The organism is Acetobacter farinalis, assembly GCF_011516935.1.
Classification (GTDB): domain Bacteria; phylum Pseudomonadota; class Alphaproteobacteria; order Acetobacterales; family Acetobacteraceae; genus Acetobacter; species Acetobacter farinalis.
This window is the reverse complement of the sequence record NZ_WOTF01000001.1, coordinates 41,903-60,880: the sequence shown is the minus strand read 5'-3', so window position 1 is coordinate 60,880 and position 18,978 is coordinate 41,903. Positions and strand designations below refer to the sequence as shown.

Annotated in this window: 18 protein-coding genes and 1 pseudogene; 4 read left to right on the top strand and 15 right to left on the bottom strand. The window is 59.8% G+C overall.

Going from position 1 to position 18,978, the window contains the following annotated elements:
• Nucleotides 1-56 precede the first annotated feature (56 nt).
• From GOB82_RS00270 to folK, 11 genes are all read right to left on the bottom strand, one after another.
• On the bottom strand, nucleotides 57-899 hold the full coding sequence (locus GOB82_RS00270; protein WP_166118229.1) for a phosphatidate cytidylyltransferase: 843 nt from the start codon (nucleotides 897-899) through the stop codon (nucleotides 57-59).
• Nucleotides 896-1,642 carry a polyprenyl diphosphate synthase gene (uppS, locus tag GOB82_RS00265; protein WP_265794068.1) on the bottom strand — a complete coding sequence of 249 codons (747 nt, stop codon included), beginning with the start codon at nucleotides 1,640-1,642 and terminating at the stop codon, nucleotides 896-898. Before uppS ends, GOB82_RS00270 begins: the two co-directional genes overlap by 4 nt.
• A gap of 47 nt (nucleotides 1,643-1,689) precedes the next feature.
• Nucleotides 1,690-2,211 (bottom strand): ribosome recycling factor, encoded by a 522-nt coding sequence (frr, locus tag GOB82_RS00260; protein WP_242007154.1) that lies wholly within the window; start codon nucleotides 2,209-2,211, stop codon nucleotides 1,690-1,692.
• A 149-nt stretch (nucleotides 2,212-2,360) separates the two neighbouring features.
• A complete protein-coding gene (gene pyrH / locus GOB82_RS00255; protein ID WP_166118223.1) occupies nucleotides 2,361-3,098 on the bottom strand; it encodes a UMP kinase in 738 nt (245 codons plus the stop codon).
• 112 nt (nucleotides 3,099-3,210) lie between these two features.
• Nucleotides 3,211-4,110 (bottom strand): GTPase Era, encoded by a 900-nt coding sequence (gene era, locus GOB82_RS00250; protein WP_166118220.1) that lies wholly within the window; start codon nucleotides 4,108-4,110, stop codon nucleotides 3,211-3,213.
• Nucleotides 4,103-4,849, bottom strand: coding sequence for a ribonuclease III (rnc, locus tag GOB82_RS00245; RefSeq protein WP_166118217.1), 747 nt, complete (start codon nucleotides 4,847-4,849; stop codon nucleotides 4,103-4,105). The genes era and rnc overlap by 8 nt, the downstream gene beginning before the upstream one ends.
• Nucleotides 4,846-5,655, bottom strand: a complete 810-nt coding sequence (lepB, locus tag GOB82_RS00240) for a signal peptidase I (protein ID WP_166118214.1) — start codon at nucleotides 5,653-5,655, stop codon at nucleotides 4,846-4,848. The genes rnc and lepB overlap by 4 nt, the downstream gene beginning before the upstream one ends.
• A gap of 73 nt (nucleotides 5,656-5,728) precedes the next feature.
• On the bottom strand, nucleotides 5,729-6,136 hold the full coding sequence (gene acpS, locus GOB82_RS00235) for a holo-ACP synthase (RefSeq protein WP_166118210.1): 408 nt from the start codon (nucleotides 6,134-6,136) through the stop codon (nucleotides 5,729-5,731).
• Nucleotides 6,133-8,445, bottom strand: coding sequence for a RelA/SpoT family protein (locus GOB82_RS00230; RefSeq protein WP_265794065.1), 2,313 nt, complete (start codon nucleotides 8,443-8,445; stop codon nucleotides 6,133-6,135). The genes acpS and GOB82_RS00230 overlap by 4 nt, the downstream gene beginning before the upstream one ends.
• A gap of 42 nt (nucleotides 8,446-8,487) precedes the next feature.
• Nucleotides 8,488-8,859 carry a DNA-directed RNA polymerase subunit omega gene (gene rpoZ, locus GOB82_RS00225; protein WP_166118207.1) on the bottom strand — a complete coding sequence of 124 codons (372 nt, stop codon included), beginning with the start codon at nucleotides 8,857-8,859 and terminating at the stop codon, nucleotides 8,488-8,490.
• 78 nt (nucleotides 8,860-8,937) lie between these two features.
• A complete protein-coding gene (gene folK / locus GOB82_RS00220) occupies nucleotides 8,938-9,474 on the bottom strand; it encodes a 2-amino-4-hydroxy-6-hydroxymethyldihydropteridine diphosphokinase (protein WP_166118204.1) in 537 nt (178 codons plus the stop codon).
• 129 nt (nucleotides 9,475-9,603) lie between these two features.
• On the opposite strand from folK, the gene GOB82_RS00215 reads away from it, so the two are divergent.
• The 3 genes from GOB82_RS00215 (at nucleotide 9,604) to GOB82_RS00205 (ending at nucleotide 12,269) form a co-directional block, all read left to right on the top strand.
• Entirely contained in the window at nucleotides 9,604-10,242 is a 639-nt protein-coding gene (locus GOB82_RS00215) for a LabA-like NYN domain-containing protein (protein ID WP_166118201.1), read from the top strand.
• Nucleotides 10,243-10,521: 279 nt separating this feature from the next.
• Nucleotides 10,522-11,205, top strand: a complete 684-nt coding sequence (locus GOB82_RS00210) for a carbonic anhydrase (RefSeq protein ID WP_166118198.1) — start codon at nucleotides 10,522-10,524, stop codon at nucleotides 11,203-11,205.
• A gap of 35 nt (nucleotides 11,206-11,240) precedes the next feature.
• Complete coding sequence (locus GOB82_RS00205; RefSeq protein WP_166118195.1) at nucleotides 11,241-12,269, top strand: endonuclease/exonuclease/phosphatase family protein; 1,029 nt, start codon at nucleotides 11,241-11,243, stop codon at nucleotides 12,267-12,269.
• A gap of 73 nt (nucleotides 12,270-12,342) precedes the next feature.
• Here GOB82_RS00205 and GOB82_RS00200 read toward each other — a convergent pair whose 3' ends face one another.
• From GOB82_RS00200 to lepA, 4 genes are all read right to left on the bottom strand, one after another.
• Nucleotides 12,343-13,674: a DEAD/DEAH box helicase gene (locus GOB82_RS00200; protein ID WP_166118192.1), complete on the bottom strand. Its 1,332-nt coding sequence runs from the start codon at nucleotides 13,672-13,674 to the stop codon at nucleotides 12,343-12,345.
• A gap of 595 nt (nucleotides 13,675-14,269) precedes the next feature.
• Complete coding sequence (gene metW, locus GOB82_RS00195) at nucleotides 14,270-14,878, bottom strand: methionine biosynthesis protein MetW (RefSeq protein WP_166118189.1); 609 nt, start codon at nucleotides 14,876-14,878, stop codon at nucleotides 14,270-14,272.
• A complete protein-coding gene (gene metX / locus GOB82_RS00190; RefSeq protein ID WP_166118186.1) occupies nucleotides 14,878-16,053 on the bottom strand; it encodes a homoserine O-acetyltransferase MetX in 1,176 nt (391 codons plus the stop codon). Before metX ends, metW begins: the two co-directional genes overlap by 1 nt.
• Before the next feature lie 101 nt (nucleotides 16,054-16,154).
• Nucleotides 16,155-17,960, bottom strand: a complete 1,806-nt coding sequence (gene lepA / locus GOB82_RS00185; RefSeq protein WP_166118183.1) for a translation elongation factor 4 — start codon at nucleotides 17,958-17,960, stop codon at nucleotides 16,155-16,157.
• A gap of 272 nt (nucleotides 17,961-18,232) precedes the next feature.
• Here lepA and GOB82_RS00180 point away from each other — a divergent pair.
• A pseudogene (locus tag GOB82_RS00180) lies at nucleotides 18,233-18,964 on the top strand (integrase core domain-containing protein).
• Nucleotides 18,965-18,978 lie beyond the last annotated feature (14 nt).

The following is an 18,978-nucleotide window of genomic DNA, read 5'->3' as shown; positions in this document are numbered from 1 at the left end:
TTCCAAACCAGACAAAGACGGCACCGCCCAAAGGAGCACGCGCCGTCTGTTGAGACTCACCCCGGCAATCTTCCTGCCAGAAACGCGAAAACGGCGTGCGCCCCGGCTGTCCAGAACGGCACAGACGCAGGCACACACAAAGACACCACAGCCGCCACAGGCGCCGCGACCACCAGACCATCAAACCGGTCCAGCAGCCCGCCATGCCCGGGCAGCAGGGTGCCGGAATCCTTCACACCCAGCGCGCGCTTCATGGCGCTTTCCGCCAGATCACCCGCCTGTGCCACCACCCCCAGCACCGCCCCCCAGAACGCCGCTGTCAGAACACCGCCCTGCCCGGAAAGCGCCGCCACAAGGCAGCCGCACAGCACAGCGCCCACAAGACCGCCGACAGAACCGGACCATGTTTTTCCGGGAGAAATACGCGGGGCCAGCTTCGGGCCACCCAGCAGGCGGCCGGTCAGATAAGCGGTGCTGTCACTCGCAACCACCACAGCGACCACAAAGAGCACCGGCCACACGCTTTCCAGCCGCAGCCAGACAAGGGCCGTGCCCGCCAGCACAATCACGCACATCACCGCGCAGAGCGGCGCACCAAACACGATGGACGCCATGCAGAACGCCAGGAAGGCATTCCACCGCCCCGTGACCGCCGCCAGCCCGGCTCCAAGAGCCCAGAGCACATACACACTGCCCCGCCAGGACCGGGCGGAAAGGCCGAACAGCATGGCCGCTTCCGCCGCCATGCCGCCCATAACGCCCAGAATAAGGCCATTATACAGCAGACCGCCCATGGCCATGCAGACACCTGCCACCAGCACCAGCACACAGGCCGACATCAGGCGGGTCCGCAGGTCTCGCCAGGCGGAGGAGCCGGTCTGTGCTGTATTCTGTATCATAGTGACGTGGGCCTTGTGCCAAACCGGCGGTCACGCCGCGCATAGGCTTCCAGTACGGTCGCAAAATGCCCTTCATTGAAGTCGGGCCAGAAAATATCCAGAAAGACCAGCTCCGCGTAGGCGCTCTGCCACAGCAGGAAGTTCGAGAGACGGAATTCCCCGCTGGTGCGCACCACCACATCCGGGTCCGGCACTCCGGCTGTCCAGAGCCGGTCTGCGAACAGCGATTCGGTAATATCCTCGGGCTTCAGCTCCCCCTGCTGCACGGACTGCGCAAGGCGGCGCGCCGCCTGCACGATATCCCCGCGCCCACCATAGGAGAGCGCCAGCAGGAGCGTCAGGCGACCATTCTCCCGCGTGAGCGCTTCCGCTCGCGCCAGTTCATCCCGCAGGCTGACATCAAAGCGCGCCAGATCCCCGATAAAGCGGATACGCACGCCCTCGCGGTGCAGTTCCGCCACCTTGTGCCGCAGGTAGTAGCGCAGCAGGCTGGTCAGGTCCGCCACCTCCGCGGGTTCGCGGGACCAGTTTTCAGAGGAAAACGCATAGAGTGTCAGATACGGCACGCCACGGTTCATCGCCGCCCGCAGGCAGCGGGAGACAGCTTCCGCCCCGGCCTTGTGCCCGGCCAGACGCGGCAGCCCTCTCTCCAGCGCCCAGCGCCCGTTGCCGTCCATAATGACGGCCACATGCGCAGGAACAACGGATTTCCCGCAGGTCTTCCCGGATGATCTTGTCGGCACGGCTTCACCACCACGGGCAAGAGAGAGGAATCCTGACGCCACAGGCGTCAGACCTGCTTGATCTCGCGATCTTTGTCGGCCAGCATGTCGTCAATTTTCTTCACATACTGGTCGGTAAGCTTCTGGATGGTGTCAGACCATGTCTTGACATCGTCCTGGCTGATCTCGCCTTTTTTCTCGAACGCCTTGGCTTTGTCCATCCCGTCCCGGCGCACGCCACGGGCGGCAATCTTGGCGCCTTCCGCATAGCGGGCGGCAGCCTTGGCCAGTTCATGGCGGCGCTCTTCCGTCAGCTGCGGAATAGGCACGCGCACAAGCTGCCCGTCAGAAGCGGGGTTCAGGCCCAGTCCGGCTTCACGAATGGCGCGCTCTACAGCGCCCACCAGAACACGGTCCCACACCTGCACTGTCAGCATCCGCGCTTCCGGCACGGCAATGGAGCCAACCTGTGTCAGCGGCACTTCACCGCCGTAAGCTTCCACCCGCACCGGCTCCAGCAGAGCCGGGCTGGCACGGCCGGACCGCAGCCCGGCAAAATCACGACGCAGGCTTTCCAGCGCACCATCCATACGGCGCGTCAGGTCTTCCACCAGAGCATTCAGATCAGACACGGTCTCTCTCTCCCGTTTCCCGGACGGACAACACACTGGCCCGTCTCATCACTACCAACAGCAGGACCCGGCGGCAGCACCCCCGGGCCAAGGTATTCCGTTGCGTTTTACGCGCTTTCGATAATCCGCGTATACGGGCCTTCTTCGCGCATGACACGCGGGAAAGACCCCGGCTCACCAATATTGAACACAATAATCGGCAGACGATTTTCACGCGCCAGACTGATGGCCGCCGCATCCATCACGTTCAGCTGCTTGGACAGCACATCCATATAGGTCAACTGCTCATACCGCACGGCGGAAGGGTCACGCTTCGGGTCAGCCGAATAAACGCCATCCACCTGCGTGCCTTTCAGCAGCACATCACATTCCATTTCCGCAGCGCGCAGGGCTGCGGCGGTATCGGTCGTGAAGAAGGGGTTACCGGTGCCCGCGGCAAAAATCACCACGCGGCCCTTTTCCATGTGCCGCACGGCGCGGCGGCGGATATAGGGCTCGGCAATGGAGGACATATGGATGGCGGACATCACCCGCGTGGGCAACTGTTCCCGCTCCAGCGCATTCTGCAGCAGCAGCGCGTTGATCACGGTGGCGAGCATTCCGGCATAATCGCCCTGTGCGCGGTCCATACCCTTGGCGGCCGCGGCCAGACCACGGAAAATATTCCCGCCGCCCACAACCAGGCAGACTTCCCACCCGCTGCGCACAACCTCGGCAACATCAGCGGCAATACGCTCAACAGTCTGCTGCTCTACGCCATAAGAGCCAGACCCCATCAGGGCCTCGCCGGAAACCTTGAGCAATACGCGTTTACGGGTTGGCATCTCGCCAGTGGAAGCAGTCATTGGCCCTCGATCACGCAGACAGTCAGAAAAAGGCCCCGCCCCGCGAAGGGTCAGGACAAGTCGCCCCTCTCTTATCCTTCATGACGCAAGGCCACAAGCGGTCAGAACCGCCTTATGGCACATCGTCCAAACCAATTGCCCGCAGGCGGGCACGCTCTTCATCCCAGCCGGAGCGTTCCTTGACATTCAGGAACAGGTGGCAAGGCCGTTCCAGCAGGCCACTCAACTGCTTACGCGCCCGCTCACCAATCTGGCGGATTTTCTGCCCGCCCTCACCAATCAGAATCGCCTTATGGCCCGCGCGCGCCACATAAATGGTGGCGTCGATACGCACGGAGCCATCGGGGCGCTCCTTGTAGCTTTCCGTCTCCACCGTGGCGCCATAGGGCACTTCTTCATGCGTCAGTAGAAAAATCTGCTCCCGCACCAGCTCGGCGGCCAGAAGGCGGTCCGGCAGATCTGTCAGGTCATCCTCAGGGTAGAGATACGGGCCTTCCGGCAGGCTGGAGGCCAGACGGTCCAGCAGATCTTCCACCCCGCTGCCAGAGCGGGCGCTAACCATGAACACATGCTCAACCGGCAGCCGCTTCGTAATTTCCTGTGTCAGCGGCAGCAGTCGTTCGGGGGAGACAAGATCGGTCTTGTTCAGCACGAGCCAGACCGTACGGCCCGCGCTGGCCAGACGGTCGATAATGCCGCCCACCGCCTCGGTCAGGCCAGAACGGGCATCCACCAGCAGCAAGGTGATGTCCGCATCTTCCGCGCCACTCCATGCAGCGGCCACCATCGCCCGGTCCAGCCGGCGGCGGGGCTGGAAAATACCGGGTGTATCCACCAGCAGAATCTGGGAAGACCCGCGCATGAGAATACCCAGAACGCGGGCGCGGGTTGTCTGCGCCTTCGGGCTGACAATGGAGAGCTTCGCCCCGGCCATCTTGTTCAGCAGGGTGGATTTTCCGGCGTTTGGCGCCCCCACCAGAGCGGCAAACCCGCAGCGTGTCGTCTCACCCATGTTGCGGGCCTCCAAGTTTTTCCAGCAGATCCGCTGCCGCGGCACTCTCAGCGGCCCGCTTGCTTCCGGCCCGCCCTTCTCCACTCTGGCCACCCGCAGTCACCTTCACCACGAAGAGCGGCGCGTGGGAGGGGCCATCCGCCCCGATTGTCTCATATGAGGGCAGGCTCTGCCCCCGGCCCAGCACCCATTCCTGCAAAGCTGTCTTCGGGTCCTTGGGGGGGCGGGCCTGCGCATCCAGCATCGGCTTCCAAGCCTTGCGCACCATGCTCCGGGCCGGGTCCAGCCCGCCATCCAGAAACACGGCACCCAGAACAGCTTCCAGCGCATCGGCCACCACATTGGCCGCAGTCTGCACGCCTGCGCGGGCCTCATGCGTGGCCACAGCCAGACTGCCCGGCAGATCAATCCGCTCCGCGATTTCCGCCAGCGTCACGCGGGAGACCAGATGCGCAAGCCGGGAGCCAAGCGCGCCTTCCTGCTCATCCGGGTAGCGCTCCAGCAACCATTCCGCCATCAGCAGACCCAGAACGCGATCTCCAATAAATTCAAGCCGCTCGTTGGAGCCAACACCCCGTGCTTTTGGCAGCCGATGCCGCCCCCCTGCGTTCTGGTGCGCGGCGGAACGATGTGTCAGCGCCTCATGCAGCAGGTCGGGATTCTGAAACTGGTACCCAAGGCGCTCCTGCAAAGCCACCACCGCAGGGGCGGCACCGGAAAATCTGACGGGTCGTTTCACATCACACTCCGGAAAATCCGGCTCCACCGAACCTCAACAGGCCAATACCAGATCTGCCAGAACGGGTGGGCAGAGTCGACGGAGAAGAACACATACTCGGCATGACCCACCAGATTTTCCATGGGCACAAAGCCAAGGTCTTTCGGGCCATCGCCCATGAAGCGGCTGTCCGCGCTGTCATCCCGATTATCGCCCATCGCGAAGAAATACCCGGGCGGCACCACGTAATCCGGTGTGTTGTTCTGGGCGCCATCATCCATCAGCTTGAGCACCTGATGCGCCACCACACCCTTGCCGCCGCTGGCTGGAAGCTGTTCCTCACAGGCCTCGCCTTCCATCGGCACGCGGGATTCATCAACCGCGGTATAGGCATGTCCGTTAAGGCAGGGCACGAGTTGATCGTTCAGATACAGATGCCCGTCCGTCACGCGCACATGGTCTCCCGGCAGCCCGACAATCCGCTTCACGTAATCTACCGAAGTATCCTTGGTGAAGCGGAACACCGCGACGTCCCCCCGATGCGGTTCCGCACCCCAGATACGCCCCTGAAACAGGTTGAGCGAGAACGGAAGGGAAAAGCGGGAGTACCCGTAGCTGTATTTGGACACCAGAATGTAATCCCCTACCTGCAGGGTCGGGATCATGGAGCCGGACGGAATAACAAATGTCTCGAACACGAACGTGCGGAGAAACGTGACCACCAGGATCACACCCAGCAGAGTTCTGGCATAATCCAGCACGAGCTGGCCGGGTGTTGCAGGCTCCCCTGCGCCGGATACCGTGGGTGTCTGGTTCGGGTTGGTCATGTCCTGCACCGCCTGTCTGCCGTGGGAAAGAAAAGAAAAACTGGCGGGATCAAGCCGCTCAGCCTGTGCCGTGTCAAGCCGGACGCCCCGAGATAATCACCTCGGCAAAGGCGTAAGGGACTTCATCTGTCATGCTCAGCACCAGATGCGCCACCTGCCCCGGCGGCGTGATCTGCTGCAACCGCAGGAAAGCCGCCCCCGTCAAAACCAGTGTCGGCTGGCCGGAAGGCAGGTTTTCCACCCCGATCTGGCTTTGCGCCACACCCTGAGCGAAGCCTGTACCCAGCGCCTTCGCGCAGGCCTCCTTGGCGGCCCAGCGCTTGGCGTAGGCCCCGATGCGGGCCTGCCCGCTGCGCCGCTCGGCCCGTGCGCGCTCCGCAGGCGTGAAAACCCGGCTGAGAAACCGCTCACCAAACTGCCCGATCACGCGCTCAATGCGGCGCATGTCGCACAAATCCACCCCTGCCGCAATCACACTCATGAACGCGCCCTGTCTGCCTGGGAAACACCCTGCGCCGCCCGCAGGGCCGCAATCACGGAAGAGAGGTGGCGCAGATCCCGCACTTCCACATCCACAAGGATTTCCATGAAATCAAGCTGCCGGTGCACAATCTTCAGATTGACCACAGAGGCATCGCTTTTGGAAACCGTATTGGTAATGGTGGCCAGCACGGCGGATTCATTCTCCGCCACAATGGTAATCCGCCCCACACGCAGCTCTCCGCTGCCGGAACGGGCCATGGCATCATAATCCCAGTCCACATCCAGAAAGCGTTCCGGGGTGGCGGCAAAACTTTCCAGCGTGGGGCAGGTGCGCGTGTGGATGGTAATACCCTTGCCGGTGGCCACCACGCCTACAATCCGGTCTCCCGGCAGCGCGTGACAGCAGGCGGCGAAATGCACAGCCACACCGGGGCCAAGCCCCACCAGCGGAATAGCCCCGCCGGAGCGGCCACTCCCGCTGCCTGAAGCACGCGGACGCGGGCCTGCCGTGCCCAGCACACCGGGCAGGCCCGGCACCATGCGCGGCGCACGCGATGCACGCCGCAGCTCCGGATACGCCGCATGCACAACATCCCGCGCGCCGAGATTGTTGTTCCCCACCGACACATACAGGTCCTGAAGCGAGTTCTGCTTCAGCGCCTTGAGTGTTGTTTCAATAACCTTTTCAGAGCCATCCACCCCTTCCTGCCGGAAGGCCTTGGCCAATGCCGCACGCCCGTTATCCAGATAGGTCTGGCGCTGCTGGGCAGCCACATAGCGGCGGATGCGCGCCCGCGCCTTGCCCGTTACGACAAACCGCTCCCACGAGGGAGAGGGCGCACCGCCACGGGCGGTCATGATCTCGACCTGATCACCGTTCTGCAGCTCATGCCGCAGCGGCATCAGGCGACCATTGATCTTGGCCCCTACGCAGGAATCGCCAATCTGGCTATGCACGGCATAGGCAAAATCAACCGCCGTCGCGCCACGCGGGAGCGAGATCAACTGGCCTTTGGGCGAGAAGCAGAAAACCTGATCCTGATAAAGCTCAAGCTTGGTGTTTTCCAGAAACTCATCCGGCGCGGAGGACGCTTCCAGAATTTCCAGCAGGTCCTGCACCCAGCGCGGGCGGCGGAAGCCTGCAACACCACCTGTGGTATCGTCTTCACCTTCCTTGTAGGCCCAGTGTGCCGCAACGCCGTTTTCGGCAATGTCGTGCATGGCCTCGGTGCGGATCTGCACCTCAATTTTCTGGTTACGCGGTGAACGCAGCGTAACCCCGGTATGCAGGCTCTGGTATCCGTTGGCCTTGGGGGTGGAAATATAGTCCTTGAACCGCCCGGCAATCACGGGATAGGCGGCATGCACCGCCCCCAGCGCCATGTAACAGTCCTCCCGCGTATCCACCACAACACGGAAGGCCATGATGTCTGAAAGCTGCTCAAACGCCACATTGCGGCGCTGCATTTTCTCCCAGATGGAATAAGGCGATTTTTCCCGGCCGGAAACGTGAACGTTCTTCAGCCCGGCTTCCTCACACAGGCGCAGCAGCTCCCGCCGCACCTCCTCAATCACATCCGCCCCCTGCCCGCGCAGATAGTTCAGGCGGGCGCGGATCGTGGCATCCGCTTCCGGCTCAAGCTGCGCGAAGGAAAGGTTCTGCAGCTCGGTCTTGACCCGATCCATACCGATACGTTCGGCAAGGGGGGCATAGATATCGAGCGTTTCGCGCGCAATGCGCTGGCGGCGGTCCACACGCTCCACAAAATGCAGCGTGCGCATGTTGTGCAGGCGGTCGGCCAGCTTGACCAGCAGAACGCGAATGTCCTTCGACATTGCGAGCACAAGCTTGCGAAAATTTTCGGCCTGTTTGGTGCGGTCTGACTGAAGCTCAAGCCGCGTCAGCTTGGTGACACCATCCACCAGTTCCGCCACTGTCGGGCCGAACTGCGCGCGCAGGTCTTCCTGCGTGACGCCGGTATCCTCAATCGTGTCATGCAACAGGCCCGTGATGATGGAGGGAACATCCAGCCGGAACCCGGCCAGAATCATCGCCACCGCCAGCGGGTGCGTTATATAGAGGTCACCATTATCGCGAAGCTGGCCTTCATGGGCCTTTTTCGCCACGTCAAACGCGCGGCGAATGGAGTCCAGATCAGCATTAGGGGCGTAGCCACGCACAATGCTGACCAGCCGTTCACAGGTGACATCACCCCGACCGGACTCCGGATAACTTCCTACCGGGGCAGTGCTCCCGGCAACAACAGGAAGGGACGCAGAACCGGCAGAGTCTGCCTCAGACACCACAACCCCGGTTCCGTTCTCATCCCCTGCCTGCGTCACACGCTCTTACCGCCGCGCACGCCCGGTGAGAGCGGCTTCAATCGCACCGGCATCATCAGATGCTTCTTCTTCCGGTGAGACTTCCTGCAGACCGAAGATGTTCTGTTCGGTCGGCACCAGATCCTGCACTTCCTCATCCACCGGCTCGGGCTCGGGCTCGCGCGCCTGAGAGCGGATCAGATCGTTGCGCAGGTCGGGCAGTTTGACAGTTTCATCCGCAATTTCGCGCAGGGCGACAACCGGATTCTTGTCATTATCCCGATCAATGGTAAGCTCTTCCCCGCGGGAGATGTTGCGGGCGCGTTGCGCCGCATACAGCACCAGCTCAAAGCGGTTCGGGACTTTCTCAACGCAGTCTTCGACAGTGACGCGTGCCATTTACGAAGAGCCTCCAGACAATTCAGCAAAAAATTCAGAAAGACCATTGTAACGCATCGGCCGACACCTAGGAAGTCCTTATTCCTGCATCTGCCTGATTTCCTGCCCTGCAACGCCGGGCAGCAGCTCCGCCAGCGTCTGTCCGGTAGCCGGATGCACCCAGTCTGGCGCCACATCCCGCAGGGGCAGCAGCACAAAAGCCCGCTCATGCGCGCGCGGATGCGGCAGAATTAATTGCGAATCATTCTGACAAATGTTTCCTAACGTGATAATGTCCAGATCAAGCGTGCGCGCGGCATTCGGTATGGAACGCTGGCGGCCAAACCGCGTTTCTATTTCCTGCAATGCATCAAGCAGGGCGTAAGGCCCCAGAGCCGTGCGCCCCCGAACCACACCATTGATATAAGGAGGCTGACCAGAAGGTGGCACAGGAGCACTCTCATACCAGGCGGACACGGCCTCCACCCATAATCCCGCCACATCTTTCAGCGCAGAGATAACCTGACGGCACGTCTCCCTTGCTTCCTGACCGGCGTAGGGAAGATTGGCTCCTATCGCGATAAGAACCACTTCCGGGTCACGTGTAGTTTTTGTCAGGTCCGATATATTTGCCATTCGCAATGTATCTTTTTTTCTAAACACTCGTATAATTCCGTACGTGTGTAGTTCTAAATCTCTGTTCACGATAGATTTTTAACAAAATTTCACAAATCAGATTCGTGTTATTTAGAGGAAAAAACCCCGATGAATCTCAAAAAAGATGAGAGAACCTGTCTCTTCATTGATGGTTCCAGCCTTTACTCAACATCCCGCGGGCTGGGGTTTGATGTTGACTACAAAAAACTTCTCGATTTTTTCACCTCCAAAACACACGTCATCCGTGCCTATTATTACGCAGCAATTCTGGACACGGAAGACTACTCCCCCCTCAAACCGCTGACAGACTGGCTGTCTTACAACGGCTATTTTCTGGTGACCAAACCCGCGCGTGAATTTACCGATTCAACCGGCAAGCGCCGCGTAAAAGGGAATATGGAAATCGAGATTGCCGTGGATATGATGGAAATGGCTCCGCATATCGACCACGCCATTCTTTTCAGTGGGGATTCCGATTTCCGCCGCGTGGTGGAAGCTGTGCAGCGCCAGGGCACCCGCGTTTCCGTAGTGTCCTCCATGCGCTCCACTCCGCCGCTGATTGGGGATGACCTGCGCCGCCAGGCCGATAACTTCCTGGAACTGGCCACCATTGCCGGCAACTTCACGCGCAGACAGCAGACCGAAAACCAGCGCCCGCGCGTTGGCACCTCCTCCCCCGTCCGTCATCCGGCTGATCAGATGAGCGAGCCGGATGAGGATGAAGACGACGAAGGTCAGATTCTCTAACATCAGCCTCCCGACACCCGACCTCATGCCCGCATGAGGTCAGGCCTTCCCGCCCAGCGCGTCCGGCAGTTCTCCGGCTCACGCTGAGGCGGGTTTTTTATGGCATATTCAAGCCTGTTTTCCGCAGAATGCGACCAACCCGTTCTTCATTAAAAAAAATTTCAGACTTGCGGAAAAAAAAACGCTGCGATGCGTTTCAATCAACTCTATCGTGCTGCGTATGTGTCTGCAGCCAAGACCGTATCGTACCACCCGTTCGTGTGCTTTTTGGAGAAACCTATGCCTACATGTTCTGAAGCCCGCGCAAGCCTCCTCTCCCTGCTGCGTGGTGCTGAACACTTCAACACTGAGGTTTTCCCGGCCAAACAGACCCTTTTTGCCTCTCTGGCAGAAAGTCAGGCCCCCAGCACATTGTTCATTGCCTGCGCGGACAGCCGCATCAATCCCAACCTGATCACCCAGACAGAACCGGGTGACCTGTTCATTCTGCGCAACATTGGCAACATTGTTCCCGCCTATGGTGAAATGCTCGGAGGGGTTTCTTCCGCCGTGGAATATGCCGTGGCCGGGCTGGGCGTTTCCACCATCATTATTTGCGGCCATTCAGACTGCGGCGCGATGAAAGCCCTGCTCGCGCCCGAAAAGAGCGGGCTGGACAAGATGCCCACCGTGCGCTCATGGCTGCGGAACGCCGAAGCCGCTCGCGCAGCACTGGGAGACCTGAAGGCTGAAGATGCCGGTCCGGCAAACGTCCGCAGCCTCTCTGAACAGAATGTGCTGCTGCAGCTTTCTCACCTGAAAACCCATCCTGCCGTTGCGGCAGCCATGGCACGTGGCACCCTGTTCCTGCAGGGCTGGTTTTATGACATCGGCACAGGTGAAATCACCATTCTGGATGAACAGAGCCGGAAAACCACGTCCATCACGGATGCCATTGCGCATCTTGAATCCATACCTGCGTAACGCGCCCCCCCCTACCTTCATTCAGGCCGGACGCAATGAGTCCCGGGCGAAACAGGCAAAACCGGCGGAGCACAGGCTTCGCCGGTTTTTCTTTGTATGACAGCCTGTGCAGGGGCCCGTTTTCCGTAAAACACCTCGCCCTCTCAGGCGCGCTTCTGCTGGCGGGAATCTCCCTGCCCGGCTGCACACAGTTTCAGGCTGCCTCGGCCTGCCCCGCGCCCCGCCTGCCCGCAGCATCTCCCGCGCCATCGCGCCCGCCCCTCAAGCTGGCAACATGGAATCTGGAATGGTTGATGGATGAAAACGGAGCACTTGCCGCAACAGCCCCTCTGGATCGGCCACATCGCACCTCGGCCGATTTTGAAAAACTCGCCGCCTATGCGCAGCACCTGAATGCCGATCTTGTCGGTTTGCAGGAAGTGGACTCCCTCAGCACGGCAGAGCGGCTTTTCCCGGCACGGGCTTATCAGATTTTCATCACACGGGATGCTCTTCTCCAGCATCCGGCTCTGGCTCTGCGCAAACCGCTCCGCGCGCACCAGAACCCGGATGTTACGGATCTCGACACAACCCCCGCCACAGCCCCGCACCACCTACGAAGTGGTCTGGATATTACGGTGGAGATCGGCACAACGCCCCTGCGCGTTCTGGTTGTGCATCTGAAAACCGGTTGTCAGGATAATCCTGTTTCAGAACAGCACCATGCCTGCCCGATACTGCTGCGCCAGTTTGCTGTTCTGCAAAACTGGATCAGCGCACGGGCAGAAGCCCATGAAGCCTTTGTGATCATGGGAGATTTCAACCGGCGCCTGACAGAGTATGACCCGTTTTACCTGCTTCTCAGCCATCAGGCTCCCCTGCGCCTGACCACAGCCGGATGGGCCAGCCCCTGCAACGGCGGCACATATTTTATTGATCATATCCTGCTGGGTGGCGCGGCTCTAAGATGGGAAGTGCCCAACTCCCTGCGCGTCATGACCTACCGGGCAGACACACAGCCTGCCACTCTTTCAGACCACTGCGCGGTTTCTGTCCGGCTCGCCCCCACTGCCGAGACCCCATAAAAAAAACCGCCACGGACATTCCGTAGCGGCTTTTTCTGCACACAACACAAATCAGGAAGAGATCAAAGCGCTCTTAGAAAGCGCGGCCACGCCCGGCAAAACCGCCACCGGAGCGACCACCACCGCCATTTCCACCGCGCGGCGGACCACCACGGCCACGGCCACCGCCGTTTCCGCCGCCATTTCCGCCACGCGGCGGGCCGCCACGGCCACGGCCGCCGCCGCCACCACCCAGCACAGGCGGACGCATGGTCGAGCTTTCAGCTTCCGCAGAGTGCCAGGGATGATCACGGACCACCGGAATAGGCTTGCCAATGTTCTTTTCAATATCACGCAGCCAGGCGCGCTGTTCCGGGTCACAGAAGGACACAGCCCAGCCATCCCGCCCGGCACGCGCTGTGCGGCCAATACGGTGCACGTAGCTTTCCGGCACGTTTGGCAGGTCATAGTTAAAGACGTGGCTTACATCGTCCACATCAATCCCGCGTGCGGCAATGTCTGTTGCCACCAGTACTTTCACACTGCCGGCACGGAACCCGCTCATGGCCCGCTCACGCGCACCCTGAGACTTGTTGCCGTGAATGGCTTCCGCCACCACGCTGTTCTTGTTCAGGAACTCCGCAACCTTGTTCGCCTCATGCTTCATGAGGGTAAACACCACGGCGCGGGCTACCTTGGGAGATTCAACCAGTGTGAGCAGGGCATCACGCTTGTTTGCGCCATCCACAAACATCACAGCCTGCTGGATGCGGTCCACCGTGCTGGACGGCGGCGTGACTTCCACTTTCGCCGGGTCACGCAGCAAGCTGTTCGCCAGATCCGCAATGCTGCGCGGCATGGTGGCGGAGAACAGGAGAGTCTGCCGCTTTTCCGGCAGGAAGGTCATGATGCGGCGGATATCACGCACAAACCCCATGTCCAGCATGCGGTCGGCTTCATCCAGCACCAGCACTTCAAGGCCGGAGAGGTCAATATACCCCTGCCCGATCAGGTCCAGCAGGCGGCCGGGTGCGGCCACCAGAACGTCCACCCCACGGCGCATGGCTTCAACCTGACGCCCCTGCCCCACACCACCGAACACCACGGCCTGCGTGAGTTTCATGTAGCGGGCATACGCCTTGAAGCTTTCACTGATCTGGGAAACCAGCTCACGCGTGGGCGCCAGCACCAGAACGCGGGCCTTTTTCGGACCTGCGACTTTGGGGTTGGCCTGCAGATAATTCAGGATAGGCAGGGCAAACGCAGCGGTTTTGCCTGTGCCGGTCTGGGCCAGACCCAGCAGATCACGCCCTTCCAGCAAGTGCGGAATAGACTGCGCCTGAATGGGAGTCGGAGTTTCATACCCCTGCTCAGACAGAGCCTGGAGCAATGGAGCTGCAAGTTTCAGATCGGAAAACGTGGTCATCAGGACAAACCTCTTCATGCAGCCTGAAAAACGAGACGAGATCACTTTTTTTCAGCTGCGCACCATGTCGCTTCAAAAAAGGGTAGGAAAACGACACACAAGAGTGTGGGTCTCCGCGCACATTCATGAACTTCTTTTAACAATGCTGGCAGCGTCACGTCTTTTCAGAAGAGTCAGTCTGAAAACCCTGCCTTGGGTGGTTATATATGGGGTGTTTTCCTCCCCCGCAAGCCTTCCGTACCATATTGGTCCTAAAAGACCCCCCAAGAGGGGTGCATGAATCCTTCGTGAGGTGCACTCGGCCCTGTTTGTTCCTTTTTAAACAAAATCCTTAAAAATGGAACTCTTCTCCATTTTTTCGTAAGATTTCACAATACTTCTCCCTGAAATCTGGAAAAAAAAGCGGTCCTGCCATCGTGAAATGAGCTAACAAAAGTTTTAGAAGAAATTTGCGGGTCGCCGAAGTCAGTCTGTTATAACATCATTTCGTCAAACAGGTCTTCTCAAAATATTTTGCGACGCTTTACTGCCCGATAGCGCACAAAAAAACCGCAAGACCCTTCTGGAGCCTCCGAAGCTCCGCAAGGAAAGGGCCTTAGCAGTCTCCCTTGCGCCGCAGCAGGAAGAGGGCCTGTTCACCAAAGAGATTAGCCAGCCGGATGGAGCGTCGCCACGGCGCCCGCTCACCATCCTCATCCACCGCCATCCATTGCTGCACGCAATAGCCCTCCTCCGCGCACAGCGCGATAAAATCGCGAATGGTGCAGGGGTGGATGTTCGGCGTTTCATACCACTGCGTGTGCCACACGGCTGTCATGGGCATCCGCCCGCCCAGCAGCAGCTTCAGCCGGAGCTGCCAGTGGCCGAAATTGGGAAAAGACACAATGGCATGCCGCCCGATGCGCAGCATCTGCCGCAGCACTTCCCGCGGGCGCTCAACAGCCTGAAGTGTGCGCTGCAACACCACATAATCAAACGCATCATCCGGATAATGCGCGAGGTCATGGTCGGCATCACCATGCACCACGGGCAGCCCATGCGCCACGGAACGGGTGACTTCCTTCATGTCAATTTCAATGCCACGGGCATCACACCCGCGCAGGCGGAACAGATGGTCAATCAGTGTGCCATCACCGCTACCAACGTCCAGAACCCGTGTGCCGGGCTCGATCATGTCCGCGATCAGCCTTTGGTCAAGACGCATCAGGCCAGCCCCGCATGGTCTGCCACGCCGCACAGGAACCCCCGCACGGTTCTGTCAAAATCCGGTTCATCCAGCAAGAAGGAGTCATGCCCCTTATCCGTTTCAATCTCCACAAAGGAGACATTGGCCGCCGCCTGATTCAGCGCACGCACCAGATAGCGTGAGCTTGAGGTGGGAAACAGCCAGTCGGAAGAGAAAGACACAACGCAAAACCGCACCGGCGTGCCCGCAAACGCCGCAGGCAGATGCCCGTCATGCTCGGCGGAGAGGTCAAACCAGTCCATCGCACGGGTAATGGTCAAGTAGGAATTGGCATCAAACCGCCGCACGAAGGCTGACCCCTGATACCGCAGGTAGGATTCCACCTCGAACACATCCCCAAACATGGCCAGAGAGCTTTCCGGCGCCTGCGCCTCCTTCGGCTCTCGCCGGACACGGCGGCCGAACTTGCTCGTCAACGCTTCTTCAGAAAGATAGGTGATGTGCGCCATCATGCGCGCCACGGCCAGCCCGCGGGCCGGAACCACATTATGTTCCCAGTAACGACCGCCAAACCAGTCCGGATCCGCAAAAATAGCCTGACGCCCGACCTCGTTAAACGCAATATTCTGGGCGGAATGAAACGGCGCCGTAGCAATAGGCATGGCGGCCAGCATCATCTCCGGGTATGTCACCGCCCATTCCAGCACCTGCATGCCGCCCATGGAGCCACCCACCACGGCAAACAGCCGCTCGATCCCGAGTGAACGCACAAGCTTGTACTGCGCCCGCACCATGTCCCGAATGGTTACGGGCGGGAAATCCGTGCCCCACCGCTCAGCTTTCCCGTCTGCACGGGCAGGCTTGAGGGAACGCGGACCGGTGCTGCCCATGCAGCCCCCCAGCACGTTGATGCAGATAACAAAAAAGCGGTTCGTATCAATGGGTCGCCCCGGCCCGACCATCCGCGCCCACCAACCCGGCTTGCCGGTTTGCGGATGCGTTTCCGCAACATACTGGTCCCCCGTAAAGGCATGACAGACAACAATCGCGTTATCCCGCCGGGGGGAGAGCTGGCCATAGGTCCGATAGGCAACGTCAAGGGGTGCCAGATGCACCCCGCATTCCAGGTCCAGCCCTTCAGGGAACGAGGCGTGCGGGTGCTCACCGACATCAAGAGGCGCTGTGCTGTTCATTGCGGTGATCCCAACTCCGGCAGGAAGACCCACGACATAGGAGCGAAAACAGGACGGATCAAGTCCGCCTTACTCTCCACGCGGGCCGCGCCATACCGGCATCAGCCATCCATTTTCAGAGCGGCAAGGAAGGCGCTCTGCGGAATTTCCACTTTCCCGAACTGCCGCATGCGCTTTTTACCCTCTTTCTGCTTTTCAAGCAGCTTGCGCTTACGGGAGATGTCACCACCATAACACTTGGCCGTCACATCCTTGGACAGTGCGCCAATGGTCTCACGCGCAATCACCTTACTGCCAATGGCCGCCTGAATGGCAATCTTGAAGAGCTGGCGGGGGATCAGGTCTTTCAGGCGTGCGCAGATCGCACGGCCACGGGTTTCAGCCGCCGTGCGATGCGCGATGAAGGACAGCGCATCCACCGGCTCCTGATTGACCAGAATGGAAATCCGCACGAGGTCACTCTCCTCATACCCGTCCATCTGGTAATCAAAGCTGGCGTAGCCACGTGTGAGAGATTTCAGGCGGTCATAGAAATCAAACACCACCTCGTTCAGCGGCAGGCGGTACACCGCCATGGCGCGGCTGCCCACGTAGGTCAGGTCCACCTGCACACCACGGCGCTCCGTGCACAGGGTGAGCACGGCCCCCAGATATTCATCCGGCACCATGATGGTGGCCTTGATCCAAGGCTCATAAATCTGCTCGATCAGGGAGAGGTCCGGCATATCCGCCGGGTTGTGCAGTTCCTCTTCCTGCCCGTTGGTGCGGGTGATGCGATACACCACGGACGGCGCAGTCGCGATCAGGTCAAGATCAAACTCGCGGGACAGGCGCTCCTGAATGATTTCCAGATGCAGAAGGCCCAGAAAGCCGCAGCGGAAACCAAAGCCCAGAGCCGCTGAGGTTTCAGCCTCATAATGGAACGAGGCATCGTTCAGGCGCAGCTTGGCGAGGCTGTCGCGCAGCTTTTCAAAATCATCCGCCACGATGGGGAAGAGGCCACACCAGACCACGGGAATGGAGGGTTTGAAGCCTTCCAGAGCGTGTTCCGCCGGGCGGCGGTCATCCGTAATGGTATCACCCACGTTACAGTCGGCCACGGTCTTGATGGCGGCATTGATATAGCCCATCTCGCCCGGCCCGAGGCTTTCCACCGGTGTCATGCGGGGGGAGAACACACCCACCTGATCAATCTGGTGCACGGCCCCGGTGGACATCATGCGCATTTTCATTCCGCGCTTGAGACGTCCTTCCTTGACGCGCACCAGCACGATCACGCCCAGATACGAATCATACCAGCTATCCACCAGCATGGCTTGAAGCGGCTTTTCCGCATCCCCCACCGGCGGCGGCAGGCGTGTCACAACGGCTTCCAGAACACCTTCAATATTGAGGCCTGTCTTGGCGGAAATTTCCACAGCGTCATCCGCCGGGATGCCGATCACTTCCTCAATCTGCGCCTTCACCCGCTCCACATCCGCGGCGGGGAGATCAACCTTGTTCAGCACCGGCACAATTTCGTGGTTGGCATCAATAGCCTGATACACGTTGGCCAGTGTCTGGGCTTCCACCCCCTGTGAGGCATCCACCACCAGCAGGGAGCCTTCACACGCGGCCAGAGAGCGGCTGACTTCATAGGCGAAGTCAACGTGTCCGGGCGTGTCCATCAGGTTCAGGACATAGGTCTTCCCATCCTTGGCCGGATAGGACAGCCGGACAGTCTGGGCCTTGATGGTGATGCCGCGCTCACGCTCAAGCTCCATATTATCGAGCACCTGATTCGTCATCTCGCGGGCAGTAAGTGCCCCGCAAGCCTGAATCATGCGATCGGCCAGTGTCGATTTCCCATGATCGATATGGGCAATAATCGAGAAATTACGGATGAGCGAAAGGGGTGTGTCGGTCATGCTGCTCCCTTTAAGCGATACGGAGAGACTTGTCAGCCAGTTCTGTACGGCTGCGGCCTGTTTCCCTGTAAAATTTTGCCCGTCCCCTTCTTCCGGGAGGAAAGCAGGAAGCCTGACACGCCCTCCCTATCACGGCGCGTGAGCATACCCACGGTGCCCTTATCCCTTCTGAACAAGCATCCCGACTCGACTCGTGAGATGGTATAAGCCTCTATGTGTTTAGCCCCGGGATTTGATGGTGTGTTATTTTCACGCGAGTGGAAGGAAGCATTATGGGACAGATACGTCATGAGAGCGCCACGACCACGCACGCCGTGCGAGCGGCAATACAACGATCGCAGGCTTCGCTCGCGGCGCTGAGCGAGGCGTTCGGGATCAATCCGAAAACGGTGGCGAAGTAGTGGAAACGTCAGACTGTCGAGGATCAGAAGACAGGTCCCAAAGAGCCGCGCTCAACGGTTTTGTCCGAGACTGACGAAGCGATGATCGTGGCCTTTTCGTCGGCATAGACCGCACAAGCAAGTTTGCGGTAACGCAGCTTGTGGACAAAGCCAACAGACGAACGGCCCTGGAATTTCTCGAATATCTTCTGCGCATCGTCCCTTATCGGGTTCATACCATCCTGACGGACAATGGCATCCAGTTTGCCGAGCAACCCCGCAACCGGGGCACGACATGGTCACGTTCCACGCGTTTCGACATAATCTGCGAGGCCAACGGGATCGAGCATCGCCTGACAAAACCCAATCACCCCTGGACCAATGGTCAGGTCGAGCGAATGAACCGCACGATCAAGGAAGCAACTGTCAAACGCTTCCATTACGACAGCCATGAGCAGTTGAGGACGCACCTCAATGACGTCATCGCCGCGTATAATTTCGGGCGACGGCTCAAGACACTCAAAGGCCTCACACCCTATGAATACATCTGCAAGATATGGGCTTCAGAGCCAGAACGGATTCATCATCAATCCAACCCATCAAAGCCCGGGACTAAACACGTAGGCAGTTGAGAAGCA

What these genes read in the sequence shown, in the direction of transcription:
- pyrH (WP_166118223.1), bottom strand. Translation starts at nt 3,098, where the DNA reads ATGACTGCTTCCACTGGCGAGATGCCAACCCGTAAACGCGTATTGCTC.
- GOB82_RS00210 (WP_166118198.1), top strand. Translation starts at nt 10,522, where the DNA reads ATGCCTACATGTTCTGAAGCCCGCGCAAGCCTCCTCTCCCTGCTGCGT.
- frr (WP_242007154.1), bottom strand. Translation starts at nt 2,211, where the DNA reads ATGGATGGTGCGCTGGAAAGCCTGCGTCGTGATTTTGCCGGGCTGCGG.
- acpS (WP_166118210.1), bottom strand. Translation starts at nt 6,136, where the DNA reads ATGAGTGTGATTGCGGCAGGGGTGGATTTGTGCGACATGCGCCGCATT.
- metX (WP_166118186.1), bottom strand. Translation starts at nt 16,053, where the DNA reads ATGAACAGCACAGCGCCTCTTGATGTCGGTGAGCACCCGCACGCCTCG.
- era (WP_166118220.1), bottom strand. Translation starts at nt 4,110, where the DNA reads ATGGGTGAGACGACACGCTGCGGGTTTGCCGCTCTGGTGGGGGCGCCA.
- GOB82_RS00205 (WP_166118195.1), top strand. Translation starts at nt 11,241, where the DNA reads ATGAGTCCCGGGCGAAACAGGCAAAACCGGCGGAGCACAGGCTTCGCC.
- folK (WP_166118204.1), bottom strand. Translation starts at nt 9,474, where the DNA reads ATGGCAAATATATCGGACCTGACAAAAACTACACGTGACCCGGAAGTG.
- metW (WP_166118189.1), bottom strand. Translation starts at nt 14,878, where the DNA reads ATGCGTCTTGACCAAAGGCTGATCGCGGACATGATCGAGCCCGGCACA.
- GOB82_RS00215 (WP_166118201.1), top strand. Translation starts at nt 9,604, where the DNA reads ATGAATCTCAAAAAAGATGAGAGAACCTGTCTCTTCATTGATGGTTCC.
- GOB82_RS00200 (WP_166118192.1), bottom strand. Translation starts at nt 13,674, where the DNA reads ATGACCACGTTTTCCGATCTGAAACTTGCAGCTCCATTGCTCCAGGCT.
- rpoZ (WP_166118207.1), bottom strand. Translation starts at nt 8,859, where the DNA reads ATGGCACGCGTCACTGTCGAAGACTGCGTTGAGAAAGTCCCGAACCGC.
- GOB82_RS00270 (WP_166118229.1), bottom strand. Translation starts at nt 899, where the DNA reads ATGATACAGAATACAGCACAGACCGGCTCCTCCGCCTGGCGAGACCTG.
- lepB (WP_166118214.1), bottom strand. Translation starts at nt 5,655, where the DNA reads ATGACCAACCCGAACCAGACACCCACGGTATCCGGCGCAGGGGAGCCT.
- lepA (WP_166118183.1), bottom strand. Translation starts at nt 17,960, where the DNA reads ATGACCGACACACCCCTTTCGCTCATCCGTAATTTCTCGATTATTGCC.